General features: G+C 70.6%; 9 protein-coding genes. 6 read left to right on the top strand and 3 right to left on the bottom strand.

What is annotated here, in order from left to right; all coding sequences use genetic code 11:
* The 3 genes from HG543_RS45770 to HG543_RS45760 all read left to right on the top strand — a co-directional run.
* Positions 1-414: AgmX/PglI C-terminal domain-containing protein (locus HG543_RS45770; protein ID WP_169351277.1), on the top strand; the 414-nt coding region annotated here is incomplete at its 5' end.
* 41 nt (positions 415-455) lie between these two features.
* A complete protein-coding gene (locus HG543_RS45765; protein ID WP_169351276.1) occupies positions 456-1,292 on the top strand; it encodes a GNAT family N-acetyltransferase in 837 nt (278 codons plus the stop codon).
* Between the two features lie 29 nt (positions 1,293-1,321).
* The gene (locus HG543_RS45760; RefSeq protein WP_169351275.1) at positions 1,322-1,945 is read left to right on the top strand and encodes a MiaE family protein; all 624 of its coding nucleotides are present in this window, start codon (positions 1,322-1,324) and stop codon (positions 1,943-1,945) included.
* Between the two features lie 13 nt (positions 1,946-1,958).
* On the opposite strand, the gene HG543_RS45755 is transcribed toward HG543_RS45760, so the two are convergent.
* Together HG543_RS45755 and HG543_RS45750 are read right to left on the bottom strand one after the other, a co-directional pair.
* A complete protein-coding gene (locus tag HG543_RS45755) occupies positions 1,959-3,848 on the bottom strand; it encodes an SLC13 family permease (RefSeq protein WP_169351274.1) in 1,890 nt (629 codons plus the stop codon).
* A gap of 190 nt (positions 3,849-4,038) precedes the next feature.
* Positions 4,039-5,592, bottom strand: coding sequence for an ATP-binding protein (locus HG543_RS45750; RefSeq protein WP_169351273.1), 1,554 nt, complete (start codon positions 5,590-5,592; stop codon positions 4,039-4,041).
* A gap of 320 nt (positions 5,593-5,912) precedes the next feature.
* Here HG543_RS45750 and HG543_RS45745 point away from each other — a divergent pair, with 320 nt between their 5' ends.
* The 3 genes from HG543_RS45745 to HG543_RS45735 all read left to right on the top strand — a co-directional run bounded on the left by HG543_RS45745 (position 5,913) and on the right by HG543_RS45735 (position 10,113).
* Entirely contained in the window at positions 5,913-7,706 is a 1,794-nt protein-coding gene (locus HG543_RS45745; protein WP_169351272.1) for a phosphoenolpyruvate carboxykinase (GTP), read from the top strand.
* Positions 7,707-7,855: 149 nt separating this feature from the next.
* Entirely contained in the window at positions 7,856-8,680 is an 825-nt protein-coding gene (locus tag HG543_RS45740; RefSeq protein ID WP_169351271.1) for a tetratricopeptide repeat protein, read from the top strand.
* Positions 8,680-10,113 carry an ABC transporter substrate-binding protein gene (locus HG543_RS45735; RefSeq protein WP_169351270.1) on the top strand — a complete coding sequence of 478 codons (1,434 nt, stop codon included), beginning with the start codon at positions 8,680-8,682 and terminating at the stop codon, positions 10,111-10,113. Before HG543_RS45740 ends, HG543_RS45735 begins: the two co-directional genes overlap by 1 nt.
* Here HG543_RS45735 and HG543_RS45730 read toward each other — a convergent pair.
* A partial coding sequence (locus HG543_RS45730; protein WP_169351269.1) for a pyridoxal phosphate-dependent aminotransferase occupies positions 10,110-11,145 on the bottom strand: 1,036 nt, incomplete at its 5' end. The two genes, HG543_RS45735 and HG543_RS45730, sit on opposite strands and share 4 nt — an antisense overlap.

Here is an 11,145-nt window from a genome sequence, read left to right as displayed (position 1 = left end):
CCCTTCCCCGCCCCGCGCACCCAGCTCCCCGCGCACCCCGTCGACCCGGACGGCACCCGGCGCGTCGTGGAAGTCGAACCCGTCATCGAGTCCACCACCGGCCGCATCCACCCCGAGGACGTCCGCGTCGCCATCCAGGCGGTGACTCCGCTGGTGCAGCAATGTTTCGAGGACGCGGCACAGCGCAACCGGGGTCCGCAGACAGTGCGGCTGCGCTTCACGGTGGAGCCGAGGGGCGAGGACGGGCAGATGAGCGGAGGGGAGTTGCTGGAGAGCACCATTCCGGACCCGATGGTGCAGGCGTGTGTGCTGGACTCGCTCCTGGACGCCCGGTTTCCCGCCCCGCCGGGTGGGGGAAAGGCGACGGTCGTCTACCCCTTCCAGTTCCGCGCACCGGGGGACGCTGGCCGGTAGGGCCGGGTTTTGCGTAAGGTGACGGCTGCCCCCGCCCGTTCATGCCCGTCACCGTCGAACAGCTTGGTCCCCAGGACGCGGAAGCCCTGCGCGCGCTGCTGTCGAAGGACCCGGTCCACAACCTCTACCTGCTGGGGTTGCTGGAGGAGTTCGGGGTCGCCCCCCGGGGGCGCGTGCCCTTCGCCTTCTACGGGCGCTTCGACAACAAGGTGCTCACCGCCGCCGTCTTCGTGGGCGGTGACGGCGGCCTCGTGGTGCCCAGCGCGAGCGACGCCACCGCCACCAGCGTCATCGCCGACGCGCTGGCCTCCAGCCTGAAGCTGCGCGGCAGCGTGGGGGACAAGTCCTCCGTGGACGCGCTGGTGCGCAGCCTGTGCTCCGGCAAGCCGCGCCTGTCGCGCACGCAGCGGCTGTTCAGCGTGTCCGCGGACGACCTGGGCCCCTTCACCAACCCGCTCCTGCGGCTGGCGCGCGAGGAGGATGTGCCCCGGCTGCTGCCGCTGGCCCAGGGCTACGTGCGCGAGGCCATGGAGAGAGATCCGCTGTCCGAGGACCCGCGGGGCTACGAGGCCCGCGTCATCCAGCGCGTGCGCCAGCGCCGCACCTACGTGCTGGAGGAGGCGGGCGGGCTGGTGTTCAAGGTGGACATCGGCAGCCGCTCCCAATACGGCGCGGAGCTGGAGGGCATGTACACGCTGCCCGCCGAGCGGAAGAAGGGCCACGCCACGCTGTGCCTGGGGCAGATTTCCCGGCACCTGCTCTCCTCGCTGCCGCGCCTGACGATGCGAATCGACGAGCGCGACGAGAGCACCGCCCGCATCGCCCGCAAGGTCGGCTACCTGGCCGGCCGTACCCAGCGACTCGTCCTGGTCGACTGACCGCACGTGCCCTACAGTCGGCGGCGTCCATGAGCCGTCCCACGCCTTCCCGCCGTCCCCTCTCCGGAGAGGGGCCCGTCATCCTCCACGCCGCCACCGACCCGCGCTGGCTGCCGCTGGCCCTCGAGCGCTTCGACGAGGTGCTGGTGGACCACGCCCACTGCGAGAAGAAGGCCGCGGCCAACGCCCTCTCACTGCTCCAGGTGTACCCGGACCTGCCCGGCCTGCCCGCCCAGATGGCGCGGCTCGCCCGCGAGGAGAGCGCCCACCTGGCCAAGGTGCTGGAGCTGATGGACGCGCGCGGCCTCACCCTGACGAAGGACTCGGGTGACCCGTACGCCCAGGCCCTCCAGAAGCTGGTGCGCAACTCGTCCGCCGAGCGCCGCATCGACCGGCTGCTGGTGGCCGCCGTCATCGAGGCCCGCTCGTGCGAGCGACTGTCCCTGCTCGCCGAGGGGCTCACCGACCCGGCGCTGGCCCGCTTCTACGGAGAGCTGGCGCAGTCCGAGGACGGGCACCAGTCCCTCTTCTTCCGGCTCGCCGTCACCGCGAACGGCGGCGACGAGGCCCCCGTGCGCGAGCGGCTGGAGTGGATGCTGGAGCACGAGGCCCGCATCATCGCCGACATCGGCGTGCGCGCCGCCGTCCACTGAGACGGAGCTCCGCTCAGGGCGCCACCACCGCCGCCGGCACCGGGCTCGCCGGAGCCACCACGGCGCTCACCGGGGTGTTGCCCCGTGGGGGCGCGTCCGGCCCCTTCTGGTGGAAGGGCCACACCCACGGCACGGCCACGACGAGCGCGGCCACGAGGATGGCGGTGAGCGGCGTGCCCAGGCGGAAGAAGTCCGTGAAGCGGTAGTGGCCGGGGCCGTAGACGAGCACGCAGCTGGGCTCCAGCGGGGTGATGAACGAGCAGCTCGCCGCCAGCGTCACGCCCATGGCGAAGGCCCGGGGGTCCACGCCGAGCTGCTGCGCGGCGTTGAGGGCCACCGGTAGCACCACCAGCGCCGCGGCCTGGTTGCTCATGGGCGCGGACAGGACGATGGTCAGCACCATCAGCAGCGCCAGCACCGTGCGCGGGCCGCCGTACGCGCCCAGCCCCGCCACCGCGTTGCCGATGAACTTCCCCGCCCCGCTTTCCTCCATGGCCAGGCCCAGCGCCATCATGGAGCCGATGAGGAGCACCACCCGCCAGTCCACGCGGAAGGCGTGGCGCGCGTCCACGCACTTCGTCGCAATCATCAGCAGCATGCCGGTGAGCCCCGCCACCGACAGCGGCACCAGCTCCAGCGAGCCCGCCGCCAGCGCGCCCAGGAAGAGCACCACCGCCAGCAGCGCCTTGCCGTAGCGCGGCGGCTGGTACTCGTGGCCGCTGAGCACCACCAGGTTGTTGCCTCCCGCCAGCTCCGACACCCGCTCGCGCGGCCCGCGCAAGAGCAGCACGTCGCCCACCGACAGCGGCAGCATCGACAGCGAGCGCTCCCCGAAGGTGCGGCCCAGCAGCTGCAGCTTGGTGATGCGCTGGATGGCGGGCTTCCTGTGCAGCGCCAGCGCCACCATGCCGTAGCGCTCCAGGAACAGCGTCTCCTTCAGGCTGCGCCCCACCAGCGAGCTGCCCTGGGGCACGCTGGCCTCGATGAGGACGGTGTCCTTCGCGTCCAGCTCCTCGTCCGACAGCTTCACGTCCGGACGCAGCTCGATGCCCTTCAGGTCCTTCACCCGCATGATGTCCGAGCGGGTGCCTTCGATGATGAGGCGCTCGTCGCCCTGCATCCGGTACGTGGGCACCGCGGACAGCGTCTGCCCCTCGCGGATGATGCCGATGACGCGCACGCCCAGGCCCTCGGTGATGTCCGCCAGCTCCTTGCCCACGTAGCGCGAGTCCGGCGGCAGCATCGCCTCGGTGATGTAGTCGCGCAGCGTCCAGCTCTCCACGCCGCCCTGCCCCTCGCGCGCTGGCAGGAGCAGCGGCCCCAGCAGCACCACCACGATGATGCCGATGATGGCGAGCGGCAGGCCCAGCGGCGCCAGCTCCGTCACCCCGATGCCCGGCAGCCCCATGCGCTGCAGCGCCGCGGACACCACCAGGTTGGTGGACGTGCCGTAGAGGAAGATCATCCCGCCCAGCATCGACGCGTACGCCAGCGGCAGGAGCACCTTGCTCTTGGGCACCTTCGCCCGGTGCGCCGCGCCGCACGCCACCGGCAGGAAGGCCGCCGTCGTCACCGTGTTGGAGATGATGGACGAGAAGCTCGCCACCGCCACCATCATCGCCATCACGAACGTCTGGTGGCCGAAGCGCGCGAAGAAGGCCAGCCGCTGCCCCACGAGCTGCACCACGCCCGTGGAGGCGAGCCCCTGCGTCATCGCCAGCAGCGTGAAGATGAAGATGACCGTGTCGTTGCTGAACCCCTCGAAGGCCTGCGTGGGCGTCAACACGCCCGTCAGCGCCAGCAGGCACACCACCACCAGCGAGCTGACCTCGATGGGAATGGTGTCGATGGAGAACAGCACCAGCGCGACGACGACAATGCCGAGGACAATGGCGATGGTCATGGAACCCGCCACCAACCTGTGTGCTCCCGGCCTACGGGGTGAGCCCCCCGGCGCACCGCGTCGTCAACTACTGGATGCCCGGTCGCTGATAAGCGGGAACAGGTGCGCCCCGGCTGGAAGGCCGGTTGGCTTCTGGACGTCCGGTCACCATTGGGGCCGCGGGGACTGATGCCCCCAGCGAGCGGTGGCCTCAGGCACGCACCACGGACACACGACGCCCCGCGGGCGTCACCGCGTCGCTGGCATGCGTGCGCTCGGAAATGGGGGGCTGTCCGCCGCGCCGGTCGAAGATGACCAGCCAGCCGCTGTCGAGGCCCAGGCCCGCGAGATAGCCGTCGAGCTGCGCCAGCCCCTCCTCCAGCGGGTCCTTCTCGCCGTCACGCCAGACCTTCAACTCCATGGCGAGCGTGTCCGGCCCGTACCGCAGGCACAGGTCCATACGTCCCGTGCCCACGGCGTACTCGCGCTCCAGTGTGCCGCCGCCGTTGGCCACCCGGTGCAGGAAGGCCATCAGCACCAGATGGGGCGCAATCTCGTGGTAGTGCGCGGTGCCCAGGAGCGGCTGGCCGTGCTGGCGCCAGAAGGCCAGGAACGCCTCCATCAGACGCGCCATGTCCAGCCGGCCATCGGCGCGACGCCAGGGCGTGGAGGTCTGCGGCGGAAGCGAGGCCACCGCCGTGCTCGACAGCACGCGGGGGATGACCTCTCGGTAGATGGGGTTGGCCACCCCCAGGCCTCCGCCCTGTGCCATGCGCACCAGCCCCAGGTCCTGGACGAAGCGCAGGTCGTCCTCGGGCACGTCACCCAGGGCGAGACCGGCGAGCATGGGCTCCATGATGCGCCGCACCCGAGGCTCGCGCAGGCGCTCGGCCAGGCTGTCCAGGTGGGTCTCCCGACGGTCGATGAGGAGCTTCTTCGCGTGCTCGATGTCGGCACGGCGCACGGGCTTCGAGATGTCGGGCACGAGCTCCTCGACGGCCACCTTCGCCAGCGCGTTGACGAGCCAGGGCTGGCCCTGCGTCAGCTCGAAGGCGAGCGCGAGCGCCTCGGGCTCGAAGCGCTGGCCGGTGTCGGCGGTGTGCTGGGCATAGAGCTCGGCGACCTCCTGCGCGGTGAAGTCGCGCAGGGTGAGGGAGCGGACCTTGATGTTGAAGGGGCTCGCGGTCCCCAGGCGGTCCTCTTCTCCGGAGACCACCTTGTAATCGCGCACGTCACGCAGGCCGATGAGCGCGAGCGAGACAGGGAAGCTTCGGGGCCGGTTGAGGTATCCGCTGCGAAGCTGGCGCAGCACGGACACCAGCGTCTCGTCCCGGAGCGCATCGATTTCGTCCAGGAAGACGACAAGGGGCCTGGGCTCCGCCTTCGCCCAGGCCGCGAGCGCGGAGCCGATGCGGTTGCCCTCGGGAGCCTCCGGGAAAGGCGGCGGTCGCAGTTCGGGAGGAAGCTGCGCCTCGGCCGCGTTGCGCCAGTCATCGAGCATGGCGAGTTCGGCGGTACCGACATCCTGGGGAAAGGCGGCCCCTACCTCCATGGAGACGAGCACCGCGGCGTAGCGCCCTCCGGCCGTCAGTTCCTGGGCGAGCGACAGCAGGGCCGTCGTCTTCCCCACCTGCCGGGGCGCATGAACGACGAAGTAGCCCTCCTGCGCGATGAGACGCTGCACATCCGGCAGGCGCCTCAGGGCGGGCAGCATGTAGTGGATGTCCGGCCGGCACGGACCGGCGGTGTTGAACCAGCGGGGCACGCTCGGAAGGTAGCACCCCCGCGTCCCCGACCCCCGCCGAATGCCGGGAATTCGACGGACGGTGGCGCGCAGCAGCGGCAGGTCACTCGCGCACTCGCGAACCCGGTGAGCCCCGGCGCACCGCGTCGTCAACTACTGGATGCCCGGTCGCTGATAAGTGGAATTAGGAGAGCCCTGTCTGGTGGGCCGGTTGAGTGCCGAACGGCAGTTGCATTCCTGCCCTCCATCCAGAAGGTTTGTCGTCTCTCGCGCTGGTAGCTTGCACCCCCTTGGGACCGCTCGCGGGAATCCCTATTTCGAGACGACACGAGGATACTTCGATGGCTTCGACGCAAGTGGCGGCGGTGGGCGAGAAGGCCCCCACCAAGAACCCCACGCTGCTGGCCTGGGTGGCGAAGATGGCCCAGATGACGCAGCCGGATAACATCGTCTGGTGCGATGGCTCCGAGGAGGAGAAGAAGCGCCTGACGGACCAGGCGGTGAAGGAGGGCATCCTCATCCCGCTGAACCAGCAGAAGCGGCCCGGCTGCTATCTGCACCGTTCGAACCCCAATGACGTGGCGCGCGTCGAGCACCTCACGTTCATCTGCACGCCCAACAAGACGGAAGCCGGCCCCACCAACAACTGGATGGACCCGGACGAGGCGTACACGAAGCTGGGCCAGCTGTTCGACGGCTCCATGAAGGGCCGCACCATGTACGTGGTGCCCTACGCCATGGGCCCCATCGGCAGCCCCTTCACCAAGATTGGCGTCGAGCTGACCGACAGCGTCTACGTGGTGCTGAACATGCGCATCATGGCGCGCATGGGTAAGCAGGCGCTGGACATGCTGGGCGACAGCGACGACTTCAACCGCGGCCTGCACAGCACCGGCGACGTGAACCCGGACCGCCGCTACATCTGCCACTTCCCCCACGACAACACCATCTGGAGCTTCGGCTCGGGATATGGCGGCAACGTGCTGCTCGGGAAGAAATGCCTCGCGCTGCGCATCGGCAGCTTCCTGGGCCGCGAGGAGGGCTGGCTGGCCGAGCACATGCTCATCCTCGGCGTCACCAGCCCCAAGGGTGAGACGACCTACGTCGCCGCCGCCTTCCCGTCCGCCTGCGGCAAGACGAACTTCGCGATGATGATTCCTCCGGCCGAGTACAAGGGCTGGAAGATCGAGACCGTCGGCGACGACATCGCCTGGATGCGCCCGGGTCCGGATGGCCGCCTGTACGCCATCAACCCGGAGGCCGGCTACTTCGGCGTGGTGCCCGGCACCAACTACAAGACCAACCCGAACGCGATGGAGACCATCGCCAAGGACACCCTCTTCACCAACGTGGCGCTGACGCCGGACGGCGACGTGTGGTGGGAGGGCAAGGACGGCGAGGTCCCCGAGGAGCTCACCGACTGGCAGGGCCGCCCCTGGAAGAAGGGCAGCGCGGAGAAGGCGGCGCACCCGAACAGCCGCTTCACCGCCCCCATGAGCAACAACCCGGTGCTCAGCCCCAAGGCCAACGACCCGATGGGCGTGCCCATCTCCGCCATCATCTTCGGCGGCCGCCGCTCCAACACCGTCCCGCTGGTCATCCAGGCCTTCAACTGGACCCACGGCGTGTTCCTCGGCGCCACCATGGGCAGCGAGACGACGGCCGCCGCCACCGGCAAGGTCGGCGTCGTGCGCCGTGACCCCATGGCCATGCTGCCCTTCTGCGGCTACCACATGGGCGACTACCTCCAGCACTGGCTGGACATGCAGAAGTCCATCCCCCAGCTGCCGAAGATCTTCCAGGTCAACTGGTTCCGCCAGGACAAGAACGGCAAGTTCGTGTGGCCGGGCTTCGGCGAGAACATGCGCGTCCTGGAGTGGATCGTGAACCGCGTCCAGGGCCGCGTCCCCACCCAGGAGACGCTGCTGGGCTGGGTGCCGCGCGCCGACCAGGGCCTCAACCTCAACGGCCTGGACATCTCCACCGAGGCCGTCACCGAGGCCACCTCCATCAAGGAGGACGAGTGGAAGGCCGAGCTCAAGAGCCAGGAGGTCTTCTTCGAGCAGCTCGGCACCAAGGCCCCCGAGGCCCTGATGCTGCAGCGCAAGCTGCTCATGTCCCGCCTGGAGACCTGAGCGTCCCTCCTGTAGCGCCCTGAAGTCCTCCGGGGCCGCTTCCCGCCCGCCGCAAGGCCGAGGGCGTGGGGCGGCCCCGGTGTTTTTTCACGGGAAGTAAAGCCCGCGACTTCGCGGGGCGGGCGGCTCCGGGCTAGGCTGGGAGCACCATGAGATTGGCTTTTGTGTTGTCGGCGGCCCTCGCGCTGGCGCCGCCGGTGGCGCACGCCCAGCGAGGCGGCGCGAAGAATCCGACGGTCCTCATCCGCGAGGGTGAGCGGCTGTATCAGGCCGGGAAGTACCGCGAGGCGGCGGAGGCGCTGAAGAAGGCGCACGAGCAGGCCCCCAACCCGAAGCTCATCTACAACATCGCCGTCGCCCTGGAGAACGCGGGCGAGTTGCGCGAGGCGCTCTCCTGGTACCAGCAGTACGTCGGCAACACGGAGGGCACGGACCCCACGCTGCTCAAGCGCAGCGCGCGCGGCATCGACCGCATCCAGGTGCTCCTCAAGAAGGAGGAGCAGCAGACCGCCGCCGCGGAGGCCGAGCGCCAGAAGCTCCAGGGGGAGGCGGAGGCCGCGAAGCGCCGGGCGGAGGAGGAGCAGCTGGCGGCCCGGCGCGCCGAGGAGGAGAACCAGCGCCGCCAGCAGGCCGAGTCCGCGCGCGCGCTGAAGTCCTACCAGCGCCAGAAGATCGCCGCCTTCGCGGTGGGCGGAGTGGCGGTGGCCGGCGTGGGCGCGGGCGTGCTCTTCGGCATGCAGGCGCGCGACTCGCGCGAGAAGTTCGACGCCGCCACGCGCGTGGAGGACAAGCAGGCGCGCGCGGACGACACGAAGAGCAAGGCCCTGCTGGCGGACATCGGCTTCGGCCTGGGCCTGGCCAGCGCGATTACGGCCATCATCCTCTACCCGAAGGAGGGCCCACCCGTGGAGGGCGAGGTGCGGGTGACGCTGGCGCCCCGGGGCGCGGGCGCAGGAATGGAGGTCAGCTTCTGATGCGCGCGCTGGGACTGATGACGTGTGGCACCCTACTGCTGTCCGGGTGCAGCTTCACCACCGCGGGCGGGCTCACCGAGTGCGAGACGAGCGCGGACTGCGACTCGGCGCAGGTGTGCAACGCCGGCTTCTGCCTGCCCCAGCCGGAGGGCTGCGGGCTCGAGTTCGGCCCCGCGTCGGCCACCAATGCCATCGCCCTGGGCGCGGCGCTGCCGCTCACCACGGCGGATGGCAAGGACGAGTCCGAGGAGCAGGCCCTCAACTCCATCAAGCTGGCGATTGAAGAGGTCAACCAGCGCGAGGGCATCAACGGCCGGCCCTTCGTCCTCTACATCTGCGACACGCGGTCGGACGCGAACCGGGCCCGCGCGCAGGCCGAGTGGCTGGTGAAGGAGAAGGAGGTGCCCGTCATCTTCACCTCCGGCAGCGCCCAGACGATTACCGTCTCCAGCGCCACCATCGCCGCGGGCGTGCTGCTGATGACGCACACCGGGACGAGCCCCGACATCGCCACGCTGCCGGACAAGCCGCGGGACGCCACCGCGGGCCTGGTGTGGCGCACCGCGCCCTCGGACTCGGTGCAGGGCCGCATCATCGCCGACCTGCTCGAGGGCACCCTCCCCGTGCAGGAGCCCACGCCGCCCTTCGCCAACATCGACAACGTGGTGCTCTCCTACGTGGATGACCCGTACGGCCAGGGCCTGTCCGGCGTGGTGCTCCGCTTCCTGGACGCCCCTGGCATCAATGTCCAGTCCGCGAAGTACAGCCGCAATGGGGACGTCACCTCGGCGGTGGGCACCATCGGCTCCGCGCAGCCGGACATCACGGTGATGGCGGGCTTCTCCGAGGACAACGCGAAGATTGTCAGCCAGCTGGTGGCGCAGGGGCGCACGGGGCAGCGGTGGTTCTTCACGGACGCGAGCAAGGACCGGGGCCTGTTCACCGCGCTGGGCATCAACAGGAGCCAGGTGGAGGGCGCCTACGGAACCGCCCCGGCGCAGGCGCGTCCCAACGACCCGGTGTACCGGCTGTTCGAACAGCGCTTCCGCTCCGCGTACCTCAACCAGGACCCGGGCCAGTACTCCTTCACCGCCCATGCGTATGACGCCATGTACCTGGTGGCGCTGGGCACCGCGTACGCGGTGGGCCCCGACAACAGCAAGCCACAGCCCATCACCGGCGCCCGCATCGCCGAGGGCCTGGCGCGCATGACGCCGCCGCGGGGCGAAACCGCGCCGGCGTTCGAGCTGGGCTTCAGCGGCTTCATCGAGGCCCGGGCCGCCATGCGCGCCGGTACCATCATCGACGTGAAGGGCGCCAGCGGCGAGCTGGACTTCGACGCCGCGGGCGAGGCCCCTTCCGAGTACGAGCTGTGGAAGATTGAGAACGGCACCTTCAAGACGGTGCAGCTCATCAACCCGTCGACGAACTAGCGGGGGCCCTCCCCCAGCACGCGCGCCAGCACCCCGACGGCGGCGGCGAACTCCTCGGGCTCCGGCAGGAGCGACACCACGAGGAAGGCGCCGCCGCCGAAGTCGTAGAAGAAGCCCGGCTGCGCCAGCACGCCCGCGTCCAGCAGGGCGAGGCACGTGGCCTCCTCGCCGGGCTCCCTCGGAATCCGCAGCACCGCGCTCCACCCGCCATGCGCGGGCACCACGTCCCACGTCGCCCCCGGCGGACGCGCGGCGAGGAGCCGCTGGCGATTGCCCCGCACGCGCTCCAGCACCGCCGCCTGGAACACGGGCGCGTGGGCCAGGAGCGCGGGCAGCGCGAGCTGCACCGGCGTGCCCACCGGCAGGTACGTGTCCGCCACCCACTCCAGCCGGGCCAGCGCCTCGTCGCGCGCGGCGGCCGGACCGCCCACGTGCGTCCACGCCAGCTTGAGGCCGGGCAGGCCCGCCACTTTCGACAGGCCGGACAGGGTGAAGGTGAGCGCGGGCAGCGCGCGTCCGGCCACGGTGGTGACGCGGTCCGGCTCGGCGTCCCAGGCGAAGTCGCTGAACACCTCGTCGCTGATGAGCGCCAGCCCGTGGCGAGCGCAGACGTCCGCGAGCGCGGCCAGCTCCCCGTCATGGAGGTACTGGCCGGTGGGGTTGCCGGGATTGACGACCAGCACCGCGCGGGTGCGGGCGTCGCGCGCGGCCTCCACCTCGCCCACGTCCAGGGCGAAGCCGTGCGCGCGCGGCAGGCGGTAGGGCCGGGCCTCCACGCCCTCCAGGCGCGCGAGGTGCTCGAAGAGGGGGTAGCCCGGCACGGGCACGAGGACGTTGTCCCCGGGCTCGCACAGGAGCTTGAAGAGCCACCCGTACGCCTCGCTGGTGCTGGCCGTCAGCACCAGGTGCTCGGGCGAGACGGCCGCGCCGCGCCGCGCGTGGTACGCGACGAGGGCGTGGCGCGCGGAGGGGAGGCCGAGCGGCTCCGGGGCATAGCCACGGGCGCCGGGAGGGGCGAGCAGGGCCTCGGGG

Source organism: Pyxidicoccus fallax, assembly GCF_012933655.1.
GTDB classification, from domain to species: Bacteria; Myxococcota; Myxococcia; order Myxococcales; family Myxococcaceae; genus Myxococcus; species Myxococcus fallax.
The sequence above is the reverse complement of the archived record's forward strand: the minus strand, read 5'-3'. Positions and strand labels throughout refer to the sequence as shown.

Coding starts and splice junctions, on each gene's coding strand:
- HG543_RS45765 (WP_169351276.1), top strand. CDS start 456: ATGCCCGTCACCGTCGAACAGCTTGGTCCCCAGGACGCGGAAGCCCTG.
- HG543_RS45760 (WP_169351275.1), top strand. CDS start 1,322: ATGAGCCGTCCCACGCCTTCCCGCCGTCCCCTCTCCGGAGAGGGGCCC.
- HG543_RS45755 (WP_169351274.1), bottom strand. CDS start 3,848: ATGACCATCGCCATTGTCCTCGGCATTGTCGTCGTCGCGCTGGTGCTG.
- HG543_RS45745 (WP_169351272.1), top strand. CDS start 5,913: ATGGCTTCGACGCAAGTGGCGGCGGTGGGCGAGAAGGCCCCCACCAAG.
- HG543_RS45740 (WP_169351271.1), top strand. CDS start 7,856: ATGAGATTGGCTTTTGTGTTGTCGGCGGCCCTCGCGCTGGCGCCGCCG.
- HG543_RS45735 (WP_169351270.1), top strand. CDS start 8,680: ATGCGCGCGCTGGGACTGATGACGTGTGGCACCCTACTGCTGTCCGGG.